The organism is Microcoleus sp. ARI1-B5 (genome assembly GCF_036705795.1).
GTDB lineage: Bacteria > Cyanobacteriota > Cyanobacteriia > Cyanobacteriales > Microcoleaceae > Microcoleus.
This window is the reverse complement of record NZ_JAUBVK010000033.1, coordinates 18,719-37,209: the sequence shown is the minus strand read 5'-3', so window position 1 is coordinate 37,209 and position 18,491 is coordinate 18,719. Positions and strand designations below refer to the sequence as shown.

18 protein-coding genes are annotated in these 18,491 nt (G+C 45.6%); 8 read left to right on the top strand and 10 right to left on the bottom strand.

Features of this window, described 5'->3' with window-relative positions; genetic code table 11:
* Positions 1 to 1,107: right-handed parallel beta-helix repeat-containing protein (locus tag QUB63_RS29840; protein ID WP_332948991.1), on the top strand; the 1,107-nt coding region annotated here is incomplete at its 5' end.
* 230 nt (positions 1,108 to 1,337) lie between these two features.
* Here QUB63_RS29840 and QUB63_RS29835 read toward each other — a convergent pair.
* From QUB63_RS29835 to QUB63_RS29820, 4 genes are all read right to left on the bottom strand, one after another.
* Positions 1,338 to 2,309, bottom strand: a complete 972-nt coding sequence (locus tag QUB63_RS29835; RefSeq protein ID WP_332948990.1) for a DUF6282 family protein — start codon at positions 2,307 to 2,309, stop codon at positions 1,338 to 1,340.
* Positions 2,310 to 2,701: 392 nt separating this feature from the next.
* The gene (locus QUB63_RS29830; RefSeq protein WP_332948989.1) at positions 2,702 to 3,607 is read right to left on the bottom strand and encodes an alpha/beta fold hydrolase; all 906 of its coding nucleotides are present in this window, start codon (positions 3,605 to 3,607) and stop codon (positions 2,702 to 2,704) included.
* Between the two features lie 14 nt (positions 3,608 to 3,621).
* On the bottom strand, positions 3,622 to 4,068 hold the full coding sequence (locus tag QUB63_RS29825; RefSeq protein WP_332948988.1) for a SufE family protein: 447 nt from the start codon (positions 4,066 to 4,068) through the stop codon (positions 3,622 to 3,624).
* A 189-nt stretch (positions 4,069 to 4,257) separates the two neighbouring features.
* Entirely contained in the window at positions 4,258 to 5,283 is a 1,026-nt protein-coding gene (locus tag QUB63_RS29820; protein WP_332948987.1) for a CobW family GTP-binding protein, read from the bottom strand.
* Positions 5,284 to 5,605: 322 nt separating this feature from the next.
* Here QUB63_RS29820 and QUB63_RS29815 point away from each other — a divergent pair, with 322 nt between their 5' ends.
* On the top strand, positions 5,606 to 7,012 hold the full coding sequence (locus tag QUB63_RS29815) for a multicopper oxidase family protein (RefSeq protein WP_332948986.1): 1,407 nt from the start codon (positions 5,606 to 5,608) through the stop codon (positions 7,010 to 7,012).
* A 174-nt stretch (positions 7,013 to 7,186) separates the two neighbouring features.
* Here the strand turns inward: QUB63_RS29815 and QUB63_RS29810 are convergent, their stop codons facing one another.
* Positions 7,187 to 9,145, bottom strand: coding sequence for a hypothetical protein (locus QUB63_RS29810; protein WP_332948985.1), 1,959 nt, complete (start codon positions 9,143 to 9,145; stop codon positions 7,187 to 7,189).
* A 320-nt stretch (positions 9,146 to 9,465) separates the two neighbouring features.
* Here QUB63_RS29810 and QUB63_RS29805 point away from each other — a divergent pair, with 320 nt between their 5' ends.
* From QUB63_RS29805 to QUB63_RS29790, 4 genes are all read left to right on the top strand, one after another.
* Complete coding sequence (locus tag QUB63_RS29805; protein WP_332948984.1) at positions 9,466 to 10,464, top strand: FecCD family ABC transporter permease; 999 nt, start codon at positions 9,466 to 9,468, stop codon at positions 10,462 to 10,464.
* A 124-nt stretch (positions 10,465 to 10,588) separates the two neighbouring features.
* Positions 10,589 to 11,374: an ABC transporter ATP-binding protein gene (locus QUB63_RS29800; protein WP_332948983.1), complete on the top strand. Its 786-nt coding sequence runs from the start codon at positions 10,589 to 10,591 to the stop codon at positions 11,372 to 11,374.
* A gap of 308 nt (positions 11,375 to 11,682) precedes the next feature.
* Entirely contained in the window at positions 11,683 to 12,591 is a 909-nt protein-coding gene (locus QUB63_RS29795; RefSeq protein ID WP_332948982.1) for an ABC transporter substrate-binding protein, read from the top strand.
* A gap of 212 nt (positions 12,592 to 12,803) precedes the next feature.
* The gene (locus tag QUB63_RS29790) at positions 12,804 to 13,619 is read left to right on the top strand and encodes a class I SAM-dependent methyltransferase (RefSeq protein ID WP_332948981.1); all 816 of its coding nucleotides are present in this window, start codon (positions 12,804 to 12,806) and stop codon (positions 13,617 to 13,619) included.
* 112 nt (positions 13,620 to 13,731) lie between these two features.
* On the opposite strand, the gene QUB63_RS29785 is transcribed toward QUB63_RS29790, so the two are convergent.
* The 4 genes from QUB63_RS29785 to QUB63_RS29770 form a co-directional block, all read right to left on the bottom strand.
* A complete protein-coding gene (locus QUB63_RS29785) occupies positions 13,732 to 14,094 on the bottom strand; it encodes a hypothetical protein (RefSeq protein ID WP_332948980.1) in 363 nt (120 codons plus the stop codon).
* Between the two features lie 94 nt (positions 14,095 to 14,188).
* The gene (locus QUB63_RS29780; protein WP_332948979.1) at positions 14,189 to 14,539 is read right to left on the bottom strand and encodes a hypothetical protein; all 351 of its coding nucleotides are present in this window, start codon (positions 14,537 to 14,539) and stop codon (positions 14,189 to 14,191) included.
* Positions 14,524 to 15,516 carry a WD40 repeat domain-containing protein gene (locus tag QUB63_RS29775; protein WP_332948978.1) on the bottom strand — a complete coding sequence of 331 codons (993 nt, stop codon included), beginning with the start codon at positions 15,514 to 15,516 and terminating at the stop codon, positions 14,524 to 14,526. Before QUB63_RS29775 ends, QUB63_RS29780 begins: the two co-directional genes overlap by 16 nt.
* A complete protein-coding gene (locus tag QUB63_RS29770) occupies positions 15,485 to 15,928 on the bottom strand; it encodes a hypothetical protein (protein ID WP_332948977.1) in 444 nt (147 codons plus the stop codon). The genes QUB63_RS29775 and QUB63_RS29770 overlap by 32 nt, the downstream gene beginning before the upstream one ends.
* Before the next feature lies 1 nt (position 15,929).
* On the opposite strand from QUB63_RS29770, the gene QUB63_RS29765 reads away from it, so the two are divergent.
* Together QUB63_RS29765 and QUB63_RS29760 are read left to right on the top strand one after the other, a co-directional pair.
* Complete coding sequence (locus QUB63_RS29765; protein ID WP_332948976.1) at positions 15,930 to 16,730, top strand: response regulator; 801 nt, start codon at positions 15,930 to 15,932, stop codon at positions 16,728 to 16,730.
* 6 nt (positions 16,731 to 16,736) lie between these two features.
* A complete protein-coding gene (locus QUB63_RS29760) occupies positions 16,737 to 17,345 on the top strand; it encodes an adenylate/guanylate cyclase domain-containing protein (RefSeq protein WP_332948975.1) in 609 nt (202 codons plus the stop codon).
* 426 nt (positions 17,346 to 17,771) lie between these two features.
* Here QUB63_RS29760 and QUB63_RS29755 read toward each other — a convergent pair whose 3' ends face one another.
* On the bottom strand, positions 17,772 to 18,416 hold the full coding sequence (locus tag QUB63_RS29755) for a hypothetical protein (RefSeq protein ID WP_332948974.1): 645 nt from the start codon (positions 18,414 to 18,416) through the stop codon (positions 17,772 to 17,774).
* Positions 18,417 to 18,491: the final 75 nt, after the last annotated feature.

Sequence of the window (18,491 nt, the reverse complement as noted above, 5' to 3'; positions counted from 1 at the left end):
CAACTGCAATCTCAAATATCCGAGTTAGAAAATCAGTTAGAAAGTGGGCGTCAAACTCGCTCAGAATTGGAATCTCAACTCAATGCTCAACAGTCTCAATTGCAAAGTCAAATCGAGACAGCCAATCAAAATCAAAATCAACTGCAATCTCAAGTATCCGAGTTACAACAGCAGTTAGAAACGGCGCATCAAACTCGATCGCAATTGGAATCTCAACTCAATTCTCAACAGTCTCAATTGCAAAATCAAATCGAGACAGCCGAGCAAAATCAAAATCAACTGCAATCTCAAGTATCCGAGTTACAACAGCAGTTAGAAACGGCGCATCAAGAACGGTTGCTGCTAAGATCGCAACTTTCCGCAGCGGGCGATCGAGAATTTGCAGAAGCTGAATCAGCGCCAAAAACAGGATCTACTTCGGCTCGCCGATTGGGAAAAAGTAGTAAAGAATGGGTGGTTTGTCAACAGGGTCAAGGCAATTATACCACTATTAGCGAAGCGGTAAAAAATGCTGCTCCCGGTAAGCGGATTTACGTACAGCCCGGTTTGTATAGAGAAAGTATAATTCTCGACAAATCTGTAGAAATTATCGGCTGCACAGAAGCTGGTAGCGTCACTATTGAAAGCACCGATTCAAACTGCATCAAAATGGAATCAGACAGTGCTTTAGTGCGCGGTTTAACAATGATTTCGACGGGGAAATTTTATGCTGTAGATGTTCGCAAAGGCGAGTTAATCGTAGAAGATAGCGATATCACTTCTGCTGACTATTCTGTGGTCGGAATTTGCGGGCCTGAGGCTGATTCTGTGATCCGCCGCTGTCAAATTCATGACGGGGTATGGAACGGAATTTTTATTTCGGATGATGGCAAAGCAACGGTGGAAGATTGCAGTATTTATGAGAATGGCAGTCTGGGCATCGGTGTCGGATTAGGAGGGAAATTGATAGCGCGCAGGTGTCGGATTAATGGTAATGGAAGCGAGGCGATCGCAGTTTATAGAAATAGCATTGCTACGGTGGATGATTGCGATTTAACGGGCAATGCTGGGGGTGCTTGGCGGATTGCAGATAATGGATACGTGCGCGGCAAAGGCAATCAAGAATAGTCGATCGTTGATAGTCGATCGTTGGTTAAGGAAGTTTTATCGATCTTGCCGAGATTCGATCGATTTTTCCGAGAGTCCGACAGGGGTTAAAAACCCCTGTCTCATAGCGAAAGTCCTCTAAAAGAAAACTAAAATTTACCGTAATTTTTATTGTAATTAACAGTCGGTTTTAACCGACTTAAGCTATGAGGCAGGGGTTTAAACCCCTGCCGGACTTCTGGGTTGCGGGTTTAATCTCGTTCATCAATTCCTAACAAGCGAGCGGGGTTTTCCTTCATCATTAAATCAATTTCGCCCTGAGAAATGCCTTCATCCATCAACTTTTCTACAAATAACTTGTAACCTTCTGCGGGTAAAGGATCGGGTTTTCTTCCCAAATCGGTGCTGAGAACAAAATGCTCGGCTCCGATTAGTTTAATCGCTGCTACCATCTGATTAATTGAAACGTGATGCCAGTTTCTGTGTCCCTTGTCAGCGGCATTTTCTCCCATCAAATCGTTGACAAATGCTAGTTCTAGAAAGGCTCCCGTTGCGGCGGCTGTTTTCATGTTTTCTAGGGACAAACCGGGTACGTCGGCCATTGCGTGGGTAATCAGGATGTTTTTAATGTTGAGAAGGTTGGCTTGCCGGACAACTGCCATCACTTCTTCTGAGGAAATATGCCCGGTTTCCAGCACTAAATTATCTCTAGCTACAATCTTGAGTACCGCTTCAGTTTCCGGTAAAAGTTTGCCGTTTTCTGCTACTTTAATCCCAATTCCCGACTTGCCAAAAACCTTTAAATGATGTTCGGCATCAACGGTTGGCAGCCACACTATTTTACCGTATTTGCCGCCGATGCGGTGCATTGCTTCTACAGCGTCGGGATTAAGCCCACCTACGGCATGATTGAGAACAATTCCCCCGAAAACTTCGATTTGCGGTACAATTTTATTGACCAAAACTGCGCGCGCTGCTGTGCTGGCATAGTGATTTTTTAAGACAACTGCTTTCATGTGCGATCGCGCGGCTGACTCAGCTACCTCAAAATCGTCCAACCTGCGGGGAATCACATCGGGAGACGAATGGATGTGAAAGTCGATCGCACCTTCTATCTGCAAATCTCCGACAGCACAAACAGGCTGGCTAAACCCACAGCAAACAATACAAAAAATTGCAACTATTGCAGCAATTTTTAACTTAATCGATCGAACAAAAAACACTTAATTTTTACGCCAGCTAACTTAAAAAAAGTCGATATAGTACCAAATCCGGGGAAAGTAATCTTCTTTGTGATGTCGCAAAAGTGCGTCGCTTGTGAGATATTGGTTTGAGGCGAGAATTGTTCGTAGCGACGCACCCTAGGGCGTGTTTTCAAACTGCGACCTCAGATCCATATCCCCCTAAATCCCCCTTAAAAAGACCCACTTTTAGACTCTTTCTCCCCCCTTAAAAAGGGGGGCCGGGGGGGATCTCAGAGGCAAGAAAACGCACCCTAGGGTCTCCTAAATCGGGGTTATATCTTGTCCGAACTCGTCTTACTGCAAGAAGATTAGTTCGTAGTGTGGACTTTAGTCCGCAAAATGCTGCGGACTAAAGTCCACACTACGAACCGTTAAAGAAAAGATTTAACCGCATTTGCCAAATCGGCTGCATACTCTTCGTGCAAGCCCAAAGAACCCGGAATAAATCGCGATTCAACACCCGGTAATTGGGCTAATACTTCCATTTCAGCCTTAGACTTTGGCGGCGATTTCTCAGCAATTACAACCATCACCGGCACTGCTAAATTTTGGAAGTTAGCGATAAATTCTTCCCTGGTTTTTGCAGGATCTAAACCACCAGTTACAAAAGCCGCCGAACCAAATCTCGCCCCTGCTTTCTGCGTGACTTTCCACTTGTTTTGGATGAAATCCGGCGTGACTTTGGCTGCATCCGCCCAGACGTGGCGGCGGTACATCAAACCCAGGAATGACGGCGCAGTGTTCAGTTTGTAAAGGAATTGACCGAGTAAGGGCGATCGTACTAATTCTCTCACGATTCCGTGCCAACCGCTTTGCTGCTTGCTCATCGTCGGTAAAGGCCCGCGCCAAGTTGGCGCAGCCAACACAATCTTCGACCAAACATTCGGCTTTGACTGCGCTAATTGCATCGCATAACCCGCAGCGTGACCGGCCGCAACTACAGCCACAGGAATATTAAAATTTGACTCAACAAAATCCTGAAGAAATTGATGGTACAATTGCGGTTCGTAGTCGGTGCGCGGTCGATCCGAGTCGCCGAAACCAGGCCAATCTACACTCACAACTTGAAAGTTAGGAGCTAACAATTCTGCTAAAGGACGCATTTCTGCTCGCGTCGAAACCGTACTGAAAGCTGGCAGCAACAATACGGTGTTTCCCTGTCCTCTGGTTTCGTAAATAACTTTGATTTGCGTTCCTTTCCAGTTCCAGAGATATTCCTGAACAGTCGCGGGATAGTTAGCAGAATTAGATTGGGTTACATCAGCAGTCTGAGTCACGGCTTTTTCTCCTGTTAATTTGCTTCTGCTTGCGCGCTAACTTCGCAAGCCAGTGCCTTGTTTCTCATCATTTGAAAGATGTTGTAAAATCCGTTAGCGCGGGAAGGTGTCAGGCTCACATTCAATCCCGTATCTTGAATAAAATCTGGGGTAACGCTGACTATTTCCGCAGGCGTCAATCCGCTCAAACCTTCGACGAGCAAGCCAACTAAGCCTTTAACTAACTGAGCGTCTGAATCGCCTTCAAAGGAAACTTTTCCGTCGGCTAAAGTTGCGGTAATATAAACTTGTGACACGCAGCCCGAAACTTTGTTTTCCGGCAGTTTATTGCTTTCGGGAAATGCTGGCAGTCGCTTCGCATACCACAGCAGTTGTTCGTAGCGCTGTTTCGGATCGGAGTGTCGCTGGAAGCGCTGGACAATTTTAGCTAGGGTGGCGGGTAGCGCGGTATTTGCGGACATGATTTCGAGTAGCGGTTTACTTCGCTAATATTATACATTCTATTTTAGCAGCAGGTGCGATATATCTGCAACATCGGCGTTAATCTGCCGTTAAAAATTCAAAACCACAACTTTTGCCAAAAGTCGAGTCCGTGTGGCTGCGAAGAACCTTGGCAACTACAAACGGCAAAGTTATAGACTGATGAAATCTCAAACTAAACAACTGTTGAGCCGTTCTCGAATTCCATCTGTATCTAAGTTGCGCCCCATGACTGCGAGCTGATTTTTAGGTGTGGAAGACCATTCACCGGCATCTAGTTCGTATCTGGGGCCGCTGAGTTGAAAGATGTGTCTCATCGGACTGTCTTGAAACCAGAGAATGCCTTTTGCCCGAAACACATCGAAGGGCATTCTATCGGTGAGAAATTCTTGAAACTTGTGGACATCAAAGGGTCGATCGCTCTCAAATGACAGGGATACAAATCCGTCGTTATCTAAGTGGCGAGAGTGGTGCCCGTGGTGGTGATGGTGTTCGCGATCGTTGTGGTGTTCGTGTTTTTCTTCGGTTTCAAGATTGTTAAAAGCCTCGGCTGAGGTCAACTCTACACCCAAAATTAACGGTAAAGGAACTTCACCATGTTGAGAGGGGAGAATTCTCGCTCCTTCCTTGACAGTCCTGATGTAAGCTTCTAATTCACTTACCTTTTTTTCAGGAGCTAAATCAGTTTTGTTCAGCAGCACAATATCTGCCAATGCTACTTGTTTAAAAGCTGCTTCGCTGTCAAAATGGTCGGGAGTGAATGTTTCGCTATCAACTACTGTAAGTACAGAATCCAACAGGGTCAAACCCCGCAATTCCGTGCCGACAAATGTCAGGATAATCGGCAGCGGGTCGGCAACTCCGGTGGTTTCGATGACCGTGCAGTCGATGCGGTCTTCCCGTTCTAATACTCGGTAAACGGCATCAACTAAGCCTTCATTGATGGTACAGCAAATACAGCCGTTGCTGAGTTCTACCATGTCGTCTTCGGTAGAAATTAAAAGCTGCGCGTCGATATTGATATCGCCAAATTCGTTAACTAAAACTGCCACTTGTAAATCTTGGCGATTTTTGATAATTTGATTGAGGAAAGTGGTTTTTCCGCTGCCGAGAAAGCCGGTAATTATAGTTACTGGCATTCCTCTTTTGGGGATGTCGGAAATTAAATCTGGGGTTTGTACAGCGAGATTAGTCATTGTTCCTCATCTATTAATTGTAGAGGCTTTGTTTGAACTTGGAAAGCCGCAAAGCATCCCAAGGTAATCGTAGCCCGATCGCACTTCACAGACTCAGCAAGACGCACAACGCACGAGCGATGTACGGGCGATCGAGCTTATCAACCGCCATTATTGTGATAATCATTCTCATCGTATTCGACGATGTGATTTGCGCGCAAGTCCTAAGTTGGTTGTCGCGGATTTAATTCCTGTAGCCTAAAACTCTTGTGGACTGCGCATCCTAGCCGCCCATACAGTTAAAATAGGATAGCTAACTGTATTCTGCACAATAAAAAAGCTCATGATACAGCCTAAAAAACCTAATTTTAATCTGACCAGACGAAGAATCCTGCTGGTAGGACTGGGCGGCATAGCTTTAGTGGGTGGTATTGCAAAAATAGGACATCAGAAAACTCACCATTCAAAACAACATATAACTTTAAAAACAGGAACCTTGGGTAATCTTGACCCGGCTTCTATCAAAGATACCCATCGACTGCGGATTACGCCTATTTCCCTAGAAATTGCCAAGGGATTGATTTTGCCAACCATTGGCTACGATGGAGGTTCACCAGGCCCGGTACTGCGGATGCGTGCTGGCATCCCAACAGCATTGGAAATCTTTAATGAATCAGCGCATCCCGAAACCATACACCTACACGCACAACATTTACTGTCAGAAATAGATGGTGCATTGGAGGAGGGCAGCCCTGCGATCGCCCCTGGAGGACACCTTAAATTCCTCTTTAAACCAACACCAACAGGAACCCATTGGTATCACACTCACGCTCACACAAATGGAGGGTTATATACAGGTCAGCAAGGAGTCCTCATTGTCGGTGGAAAAGACGAACCAGGCAATTTCGATCGCGAAGTCATTCTCATCACCCACGACTGGCACAAACTCGTGGAAGAAACAGCAGGCTTTTTTGCATCAGGGCCGACATTTTCTATTAACGGTAAAGCACTTGGGTTCGGCGAACCAGTGCGGGTTAAAAATGGGGAAAAAGTTCTGTTTCGCATCGTCAACGGCAATGCCGAGCAAGAAATCTATTTAGCCCTCCCAGGACACCGTTTCAAGATCGTGGCACTAGATGGAAATCCAGTGCCCCAGCCCCAAACTTTAGAAGTTCTGCGTATGGGTTCTGGAGAGCGGATTGATGCGATCGTCGAAATGAATAGCCCCGGAGTCTGGATCTTGGGTGACATCCGCAAAGATAGGCGCGATGGCGGGTTAGGTATTGTCATCGAATATGCCAACAAAGCGGGACAACCACAATGGCAGGGATCGTTTCAACAAAACTGGGATTACACAATCTTTGGCGGAGCTGGCGCGGTGACAAAACCCGACGAAATGATTGAAATGGTTTTCAACTGGGGTTGGGGTTGGGGAAATCCCTGGCAAGTTAACGGCAAGCCATTTTGGGAGCAGGATACTTATAAACTGAAAATGGGTCATCGATATCGTCTGATTTTCCGAAATCAAAGCGATGAGCTTCATCCACTACACTTACACCGACATAGCTTTGAATTGACAAATATTGAGGGGAAATCCACATCAGGAATAATTAAGGACACTGTTTGTATCGAACCCAACGGACATATTGAGGTTGATTTCATTGCCGATCGACCTGGGTTAAGCCTGTTTCACTGTCACATGGAAAACCACATGCAAGACGGCTTTATGAGCCTCTTCGAGACTACCTAATCGATAACAAGCTCCAATGATAATCATTCTTACGATATCCTCAGCGACATAGTTTGTCGATCGCCCCGCCTATAAAAGGGCGATCGCCACAGGTGCAAGATATTAGTTAAATCACTTTTTCCTGGAGGAGCCCCGGAGTTATAGGTGGTCGTAACTCCGGGTTTCCCGCGTCGCCTACCTTAGTAACTGATTCTGTGGAGCAGCCAGCGCCAAAGCATTGGGACGATTAGGAATTGAGAAAGGCTGAAGCGAAATCTCTGGCACAGTCAAACCGCCGTCAATATACTCCAGCACTGCCACCAAGTCTTGCTTGTAAGAAACTTCCAAACTCTTGTAAGGCACTTGCCGCCCAAAGATGTCATCCGTTTTCCCCACAACCTCGAAGGAATAGTCCTCAAACTTGCCGGTGGTGAAGAGAAAGTCTTTGTAAGGATCGAAACCCATGATGCTTACATAGTCTTTATCGCCTTCGCCAACATACCAAACTTCCGCTCCCTTGCTTGGGTTAATCAGGTTATCATTGCCGATGAAATAAGTCGTATCGCCTAACCCGCCGAGGAGAAAGTCAGCTTCACCCACACCTGTTGTTTCAGTGCTGAATGCTCCTGTTTCCCTGTTGAGAGAGGTTATTGGAACGCCAAACAGCAAGTCAGAGCCGCCGAAACCAGCAACGAAATTATCTTCAGACGTGCCTGCAAAAATTACCTCTTTTTCTTTGTTGAACTGCCCAACCTTCACATAGTGTTCAAAGGCAGACGCATATTCTCCCCGCGTCACCGCTTGTGCCACGCCGGGGTTTTCTTCCAGGTAGAAGGGTTCCCAGAAGCGAGCTTCACTGCCGAAACTCTCAGAGTCAAACGAGGTTGTGTTACCAACTCCATAGACGTAAGTTCCGCCGGGAATGCTATAAGGCACATCAATTGGGGGATTGCCTTCTATGATGGCAACCAAATCGCCGGTCAGGGTGGAAATCCTCAAGTCGCTGCCGACTTGTTCAAAGTCGTAGTCGAAGGCTCTGCCCGCTAACATGAGGCGATCGATTAGTGTCTCTAGGGTAGTCGGATCTACACCCTCTAGGTCTTCTGGGTTGGCTATAAATTCTGGCTTTTCTCCATAGGAAACGCCATATACGGTGTTGGCCAAATCTTTGATCAGTGCGTAGTCATTGTCTCCCTGACCCACATAGAAGGGTTGCGGAGCTTGGTTCAAGATTGCAGCATTGCCCAGGAAAAAGGTGTTTTCACCTGGGGAACCAATCAGGATATCCACCTCTCCCACGCCAGTGTTTACAGGTTTGACATCTCTGGTGTACACCCCAGCGGTAATTGGTACGCCCACATTACCTGACTCGTACCCAAAACCATACACAGTGTTGTTTCCAACTGTGTTAGCAGCAAATAGATCGTCTTCTCGGAACTCGTATTGTCCAAGGTTGAGGAATTGATCGTAAATATTCTTGAACACTCCAGCCTCAACCGCCTTCTGTGCTGAACTGTTATAGTCAGCAGTATCAAATTCTCTGTACCAGGGTTCATAGAATGTCGGCTGGACCTTGTTGCTAAACAACTTATTTTCTAGCGACACCAGGGAAATATTGCCGGGGGGCGTGTAGCCTGTGAATGGTTTGAGCTCCGTCACTCCCTCAACGATCGCCACTAAGTCTCCTGCTTTAGTGGAGATCCGGGTGTTGCCATTGACCGTTTCTAAGCTGTACTTGTCAGCGAACCTGATATAGGACATCACCAAATCAGAATCATCATTAGCAAGTTGGATGAAATCTTTTTTGGGATCGAAGTTCTTGATTAAGGCATAGTCGCGATCGCCCTGACCTACATAAAATGGCTGAGGCTTACCTCCTAGTTGTTGAGGAGCGCCCAAGATGAAGAAATTTCTTCCTGGTGAGCCAATCAAGGTATCAACCTCGCCTGCGCCTGTATTCTTAGCCAATAAAGCTGTTTGTCCCTGTTCTGGGCGAGCCTCCAACTCAACCCCAGCCACCTGAGAAGGGGCGCTTTGGGCAGTCACGGCATCATTGCCGCGAGTCCCTGAGAAGATGGCACCTCTTGGCTGTGCCGCGTTTTGAGAAGAGGGGCCTGATAACTGCGCGATCGTCCTATATTCGTCAAAAGTCATATCTTGTTTGTTTCTCTGGCTTAGAGGTTTTGAAACACTATTGCTAGTATTTATCATTAATCTCATTTAAAATCAAGTTTTTTCAATAATCTTTCTCAATAATCTGACAATGTTAAAATTTTCTTTAGTCTAAGTCGGACAAGCGCATTTGGTGTTATATCATGTGCGGTCGATTGACCACAACACATAGGCCGGGGCGGGTTTTTGAGATTGTCGATTTTTGGCAAATATTGTTGGTGAGGGGAGCCCCTACCATATTAAGGATTATCGACCGGACATAATATTACTCTCTTCTTTATCAAGCAAAGTAGTGTAACGCAGTGAATTTGCAAAAAATCTGGCTAAAACATCAAGTTTTTCAGGCAGTTGCGATCTTAGGATCGGGCTTGCTATTAACAGTTGCCCTCTCGCTTTCTTTGGGGGCGGTGCCGATGAGTGCAGCTCAACTTTGGCAAGCATTTCTGCACCGAGGCGATGCTGTGAATCAAACTATTTTATGGGAACTGCGTTTGCCAAGAATTGCGGCATCGCTGACAGTCGGTGCAGCTTTGGGAATGTCGGGAGCTTTGCTGCAAGGCTTGCTCCGCAACGGTTTAGCCGATCCTTTTGTATTGGGAATTTCGGCCGGTGCGGGCTTGGTTGCTATTACCATGCTGACTTTGGGAATCGTTCAAACTTGGGTGCCTTTGGCCGCTTGGATTGGTGCAATTTTAACGGCGATGTTGGTGTATTTTTTGGGAAAAACTAAAACGGGGATTTCTGTCGAACGTTTGGTGTTGGCTGGTGTTGCTGTGAGTTCTTTATTTGGGGCGATACAAACTACGCTGTTGCTGTTAGCTGAAGACAGTCGGGTGCAGGCGGCTTTGAATTGGTTGATTGGCAGTTTGAACGGTCGCGGCTGGTCGGATTTGCAGGTGGCTGCACCTTATATTTTGGTGGCTTTGCTGTTAGGGTGTTTTTTGGGGCGATCGCTCAATTTGCTGGCTTTGGGTGACGATTTGGCTGTGGGTTTGGGGGTTTCGCTAGGGCGATCGCGCTTGTTGATTGGCGGAGTTGCAACTCTGCTGGCTGCGAGTGCTGTCAGCATCGGCGGATTGATTGGTTTTGTGGGGTTGGTTGTGCCTCACGGAGTGCGTTTGTTGGTGGGAAATGATTATCGGTTTGTGTTGCCGATGAGCGCCGTTGGCGGTGCTTGGGTATTGACTTTTGCCGATTTGTTGGCGCGTTTGGGTGCGGTAGAATTGCCTGTGGGAACTGTTACGGCTTTGTTGGGTTCTCCGCTGTTTGTGTGGTTGCTTTATCGGCGTTCTAGTCAGTAGAAGGAAGTTCGGCAACGGATTTTGTAGCGGATGTAGCGGATGTATTTCTCAACTATCAACGATCGACTATCAACTATCAACTGTCAACTATCAACTGTCAACTGTCAACTGTCAACTGTATCTTATGTCTTTAGAAATTAGGAATTTAACTGGTGGCTACGGCGAAGTTGCGATCGCCCAAAACATCACTTTATCTTTGCAGTCGGGTGAGTGGTTGAGTCTCATCGGTGCCAACGGTTCTGGCAAGTCTACTTTTTTGAAGTTAATCAGTCGTATCCTAACACCGCAGCAGGGACTCGTGTTGCTTGACGGCAAAGCAATTCACGCTGAACCTGCTGCCATTGTTGCTCAAAAATTAGCGATTTTGCCGCAGCAACAAACTGTACCAGAAGGCTTGACTGTAAGACAATTAGTCAGTTTGGGGCGCGCTCCTCATCAGGGTTGGTGGCAGTGGCAATTGAGTCAGGAGGATGCGGAAAAAGTGGATGTTGCTATTAGTCAAACTGGGATGGAACGGTTTGTCGATCGCCCCGTAGAACAACTATCGGGAGGCGAACGCCAGCGCGCTTTTCTTGCCTTATCTTTGGCTCAAAATCCGCAGATTTTGCTATTAGACGAACCTACTACTTATTTAGATATTTGTTATCAGTTGCAGTTACTGCAATTGCTCAAAAACCTCAATCAAGACTACAAATTGACGATTATTACTGTGCTGCACGAAATTAATTTGGCTGCTAGGTACAGTTCGCGAATTGCTATGTTAAATAAAGGTGAACTTTTTTGTGTGGGAACTCCCGCACAAGTCTTAAATCCTGAGAATTTAGCTCAGACATTTGGTGTAGAAGTTGTTATTTTAGAAACTCCTGCGGGTTTGCAGATTTGCCCGATCGCCCCTACTTCTCGCACTTAGTATCTTTCTCAGATCCTGTCCGGTCGATCGATTGTAATAAGTAAGGTTTGTAGTGCGGACTTGAGTCCGCAGATTCCGAGGACTCAAGTCCGAACGATCAAACCTTTGCTCGGTCTGAGTTGCAGGCTATTGAGCAAAAGTTAAGAAATACTTAAAAAATCTCAAGTTCGTCAAAAAATGCGGTTTCTTAGAAAAAGTTCTATAAGAAATTATTGATAATTTAAGTCATTAAGTGCGAAAGTGCGATCGAACTTCCCGGCAACTCAGTCTCCTCCGCCGCTCAACTCGCTGCAAATCCAGCCTAAACTATGTACCAAACCTTGTTTTCCCGCACCGCGATACTGCTGCTGAGTTTAGCATTTGCCGCTTGCTCCGCTGCCACTCCACCGCAAAGCCAGCAGTCAACTCCTAATGCTTCGCCGCCAGCAGAGCGATCGGAAACAGCCAAAAGCGAAGCAGCACAAAAAGTAGTAGCTTTGACACCTTTAACCGCCGATATTATCCATCAACTCGACAAAACCAAACTTGTAGGAATTCCCGGCAGCAAATTAGTCAGCAGCAACCCCAAATTTACAGGAATTCCCGCCGTAACGGCCGATCGCACTCCGCCTAATTTAGAAAAAATTATCGCCTTAAAACCAGATTTAGTAGTAGGTGCGGCGGGATTTCACGACCAAACAATGCAAAAATTGCAACAGCTTGGTATCAAAACTTTATTAACTCAAATTGATAGCTGGAAATCCTTAGAAGAGTTGACAACAACCTTAGCTAAATCTCTCAATGCCAATCCCCAACCGCTGTTGAAACGCTACCAAACCTTTTTAGCGGACATACCTGCTCAAAACCCCGCAGCTTTAGTATTAGTAAGCCGTCAACCCATTTTATCGCCGAATAAAATTAGTTGGGCCGGAGATTTGCTCGACAAGTTTAACGTCAAAAACGTCGCCGCCCAATTGCAAGGAGAAAGCCCGGTTCGAGGCTACGTAACGCTTTCAGCCGAAAAAATCTTAGAGGCGAATCCCGAAGTCATCATTGTAGTCGATCGCGGAGAGGGAATGTTAAAAGAGTTTCAAGCTGACTCGTTTTGGCAGCAACTTAAAGCAACCAAAAACAACCGAATTTACGTTTTTGACTACTACGGATTTGTCAATCCAGGGAGTATCGAAAAAATTGAGCAAGCAACTTCAGAACTAAAACAAGTTCTCGCGAAAAAGTAGGGCGAACAGTTGACAGTTGACAGTTGACAGTTGACAGTTGAGTGCGATCGGAATTATACAGTGCGAGGGTCGGAATTCGCGCAGTCGGTAGTTAGAGACATCGATACCAAAGAAACCGGGTTTTTCACAATTAAAAGCGAAAGTCCGATATTTTCGCAAAAAAACCCGGTTTCTGCTTCAGTTTCAATTCTTACAATTTACCGAAGAAACCCATGACTAAAACTCAACTTGAACTCGGAACAGTCCAAGAAACTTTGTTAATTACTTTGTGGGCAAGAGCAATCGAAACAGCCAAAACAGACCCAATTATCAGAGATCCAAAATCTGTGGAAATTCTCGAACAAATTGAGTACGATTTCTCTAAACTTGAGAAAGCAAAAGGCAGTCAAATTGGCGTTTGCTTGCGCGGACTAATACTTGACCAGTGGGTGAAATCTTTTCTTCAGGAAAATCCTAATAGCAGTTTTGTTGAAATTGGCTGCGGACTAAATACTCGCTTTGAACGGGTTGATAACGGTCAAGTACAATGGTTTGATTTGGATATGCCTGACTCGATCGCAGTGCGGGAAAAATACTTTCAAGAGACAGATCGGCGCAAGTTTATCGCGTCTTCCGTACTAGACTCTAGCTGGGTCGATCGAGTAAAAGCAGTCGGTTCCCGCCCGATAATGTTTGTGGCTGAAGGAGTGTTGATGTATTTTACTGAATCGCAGGTAAAGCAGTTATTTGCCTTGTTAGTCGAAAACTTTCCCGGCTGCTACTTTGCCTTTGATTCCATGTCGCCTTTCATGGTAAAAAATCAGAAGCAACACGACGCAATGAAGCATTTCTCAGCGAAGTTTCAGTGGGGAATCAAAGATAGTCGAGATATCGCTCACTGGGATTCTCGCTACCAAATTATGGAAGTCAGAACCATGAAAGATGCACCGTCACAATATTATCAGCGGATGGGTTTATTCAACAGCTTGATTTTATCAATTCCACCTTTTAAAAATATGTTTCGCTTGAGTCTTGCGAAGTTGGGATGAACCGCTGGTATTTGTGCTCGGAGGGCGCCGCGAACTAACTATTTGGAACTGTAGCGCGCGGGGCTCGGAAACCAGGTTTTTTTGAGCCTAGCCCCGTGCGATCGCGCCGCCCTCAACTCGCCTGTAACGGCGGCAAACCGCGCAACTGGCGCAGAGAATTCATGCAAACCGGGCAGTCGCAGCCAAATAACGCCACGGCGGCATCGCTTTCTTCTTCTGTAAAGTCCATCATCGCCACAGGCTGGCCATCCGGCGGCTGCCAGCCGATCGACTGTTTAGAATTTGAAGCAGCGGTTTTGGCGGGAAGCCGAACGCAAGTCAGGCGCTGAGTGTGGGGCGATCGCACGCAGCGGGGCGAATCAGCCGATCGGCCCGGTGTTTCGCCAATTTGAGCGGGATTTGCGATCGCGCTCAAAGACATCACAGATCCAAACAGCGTCGGACTTACAAGTAAAGTGAGGAGCAATCGATTCATTTGTCGTCAAGAGAGAACTTCAACGTATACAGTAGCCGATTATCTGTTGCAATTCAACAAGGTTTTTGTCCGACATCAGTACGATTTGCCGTTATTAAGGCTTAAAAGCCGAATATTTGCCCCCCAAACCTTCAACAATTGTCCGCGTATTCGCAACCAGCATTTTCTGATAAGTATCGCCTTCGCTTCCCGGTTCTCCCAAACCGTCGGCAAACAATTCTCGCGGTGAAACTTTCGCCCTTGCTTCCTTAGGGCAGCAACAGCGCGTATTTTTGACCCAAGCTTTGGCCCAAGAAGCGGAATTATTTTCTTTGACGAGCCTTTTACTGGAGTTGACAAAAGACGGCAGCGGTAATTGATGTCTAGTCGCCAGAGTAAAGTTTTGCAGCAGTTGAAACAGTTTAAAAAGTGAGATAAGCTGTCGCTCATCTAATTTGCATTCCAAATTTTAATAGTACCATCCAAACTGCCGCTAGCAATAGTTTTTCCATTAGGACTGAAAGCAACAGAAATCGCCAAGCTAGAATGTCCTGAAAGCGTGCGAATTTCCCGTCCTGTTTTCAGATCCCAAAGTTTGACTGTATTGTCAGCACTGCCGCTAACTAAGCGATCGCCAGACGGGGAAATAGCGACCGAATAAACAGCACTAGAATGTCCTTTAAGAGTGCGAAGTTCCTGTCCGGTATTGGCATCCCAAATTTTGACATTGCTGTCAGCACTGCCGCTGGCAAGTGTCTTGCCATCTTTGCTCAAAGCAAGAGAAATAACCGAGTTTGAATGCCCTTTCAAAGTGCGAATTTCTTCTTTTGTCTTGAGATTCCAAATTTTGATTGTTTTATCGTCACTGCCGCTAATAAGAGTTTGGCTGTCGGGGCTAAACACCGCAGAATAAACTAAATTTGAATGTCCTTTCAGCGTGCGGATTTCTTGTCCTGTTTTGAAATCCCAAAGTTTTATCGTTTCGTCAAAACTCCCGCTAGCGATAGTTTTGCTGTCAGGGCTAATAGCAACAGAGTAAACAGTTTTTGGATGTCCCGACAGAGTGCGGATTAGCTGCCCGGTTTTGAGATTCCAAATTTTGATAGTTTTGTCGTCGCTGCCGCTAACCATAAATTGACCGTCGGAACTGACTGCAATAGAATAAACTAAACTTGAATGCCCTGGTAAGTTGCGGATTAACTCTCCTGTTTTGAGGTTCCACATCTTAATTGTACCGTCATCAATGCTGCTGGCAATAGTTTTTTGGTCGGGGGTAAAAGCAACAGAATAGATAGATTTTATGAATCTAGAGAGAGTGCGTTTTGGTTGGCAAAGATGTGGGTTTGTACAAATATTTTTTTCGGTATTTGGTAGTTGTGCTTCTGTAGCAGTTGGCAACTGCGATCGACTTTTACAGGCAACGGCAACTACAGCTACTATCAATAATAGTGCGATATTTTTCCGGTAATTTAAGTACATATTTTGAGTAATATTGAGGCTTGAGATTACTTCGCAAATGGTTGACAACGATAGAATTCTTGTTTCTCGGAGCGGCTTGGGAATGACACTCAGAAGGCAGATGTTCCATTTTAACGCAAGCTGGTGAAGATGGAGCAGACACTAAATAAATCCTATTTGGAGTGGCAGGAGTTTTGAATTTTTCGTCTTTATCGGCTTGCAGAATGGCAGTAATTGACTGCTGAGGATTTGTCAAAATGGGGATGAGATCGATCGCACTTTTAAGCGATCGCACCCACGGAAAAACCAACATTTGTTTCAACCTGTCGGACTTAAAAATTAAGATTTGTTGCAATTTTAGTAAATCCGGCTCACCAGTGATAACAAATTCATCCAATGTGGGTAAACTGATTTCAGCAAGGACAACTCACAGCAGCGAACAAGTTTACCTCAAAAACCGGGTGGGAGTGATGAGTACAGTTTTAGTGGTGGAAGATTCCCGCAGCCAGCGGGAGTGCATTTCACATCAGTTGAGATGCAGCGGATTGAATGTAATTCAGGCATCAGACGGTGTGGAAGCGCTGGATAAAATTGAGAAAAATTGCCCGGATTTAGTATTATTAGATATCGTAATGCCGCACCTAGATGGCTACGGTGTTTGCCGTTTAATTAAAGCTAATCCCGAAACTCGGAACATACCGATCGTATTTTTAACAGGGAAGGGACAGCAGTTAGCTTTGTTCTCCAGGGCGATCGATCGCGCGGAGGCTTATGTTAGCAAACCTTGGCAGCCGAGGGAACTTTTGGCAACTATCAAAAAAGTGTTGCTCAATCCCAATATCAAGTTCGATCGAGCTTCGGCTGACGCTTGGACGGAATACGGTATTTTAAACTTAAATACCATCGAACTGTATCAAAGTCGCGCCGATGCTTGGACAAAATACAGCGGCCAAATTATTAAATTGTACGATTCCAGCTTAGCAGCTTTCCAGCAAGCTTTGGCAATTGAACCGAGTCACTCGAATGCAAACAAGTATCGAAACCGAGTCCAGACAATCCGGGCAATTTTGATGAAAAAATTAGAGGAAACTCAACCTTGCAAAGTCTGCGATTATTATTACGGCAAGGACGGCATCAATTGTGCGGTGCATCCCGCTGGCCGCCCTCAAGAACTGTGTCGCGATTGGGAATTTAATTAAACTAAAATGAAAACAAATAACCGCACTTGTTTGCAAAAGTTGCTGCAAGAAAGAAACGAACATCCCGAAAGAATGGCAGAGATTGATGAGAAGATTAATGCCACTTTCCGCCAAACTCACGCGATTTTAGTAATGGATATGTCGGGTTTTTCTCGCACGACTGTCCGCTACGGAATCATTCATTTTTTAGCAATGATTCACCGGATGCACGTAATTGTCAAACCGATAATTTCCGAAGGCGGCGGTACTGTCGTTAAGGAAGAAGCAGACAATATTTTTGCAGTATTTCCCGATGTAAAATCGGCGGTGGAAGCTGCGATAGACTCTCTGAAACAAACGGCCGCTGTTAACACAACTCTGCCGCCGGAAATGGATATTTACCTCTGCATTGGTATTGGCTGCGGCGATGTTTTGATGCTGGAAGGAGAGGATATGTACGGCTCGGAATTTAATCTGGCATCCAAGCTGGGAGAGGATTTGGCCGAACGGGGAGAGATTTTGCTTACCTCAGCGGCGTTTGAAAAGTTTGAGGGTGACAAGCAAGAGTGGGAAGGAGTGGAATTTTCGGTTTCCGGTTTGGAATTGGTGGCGTACAAGCGGGTACAATCTGCTTAATTTATAGCAGTTGACAGTTGACAATTGACCGCTTGACAGTTACATATGGGAATCAAACCGTTTAGGGTAGAGGGGTCTCGGGTTCTATTCATGAGCTTATCTATGTCCTAAAAGCCAAGAAGGTTGCTACTAAGTAGATCCACCTAATTAAACGTAAAATACAGATCGCGCTCAAGCTTGCTGTGTAAGTCTTCTTCCTTCTTCCGACTTCCATCGGACTTCTTCCTTCTACTTATCAGTCAAAGTTGGCTAGTTTGGGGTGAATTGACCGCCGATCGCCAAGACGTTTTAGAAACCGCAAAAAATTGCTATAGCCTTTTTCCCCCTTACCCATTACCAATTACCTTTTTCCCCATTACCAATGAGGGCGCTGAGAGAAGAGAAAGCGAGAAGGTTATTGAGAGCTTATAAATCTTGGTAGTTCTGTTAGTTAGCAGCCTTGATATCCTGCCACCAAACATAAACATAGGGCCACATCAATGTCTTGTCATCTAGTTTCACTGTCACCTCATAACGGTCAATCTGCGTGAGCTTGCCAGTTTTGCCATTCAAATACAATTGTTTGGGATTGTCGGTGCGAATTTCTACCCTTTGATTCAACAGCGGCTGCATCTCGGTAGAAGAACCCTGAAACGGATTTTTGCCTTTTAGCACATAGCCGCCAATCAAAGATAAGTACATTGAAGCTAGGAAAAATAGCGTACACAAACCCACAATTAGCAGTGTTTTTTGTTGCGAAAAATTGCTATAAACGCTCGCAACTCCTACTAGCAGAATTCCGAAAAACAAACAATTTGGCAGTAACAGCCCATCTCCCAAAAACACGCTACCAAAAAATATGAGCACTATCTGACAACCAAATAATGCAGCTACCCAAGTCCACCCAGTTAGCAATGATGCAGACAGCAGCCAATTCATTGCTACAGTAAGGGCGATCGCCATTCCTATAGCCCAAACCGGTGCGGCACAATCGTACTGTCTGAAGGGAAGAAGCACAAAAAAGACTAAAGCATAAGCAAAACCCGCAACAGCTAAGGCTAATCCACTAATTATTTTGTTCCAGTTCAGCATTGTTAAATTAGGTGGCAAATGGTGAAATCTTAATTAATATTATTTGCGCTCGAACAACCGCTATAAAATAGGTGT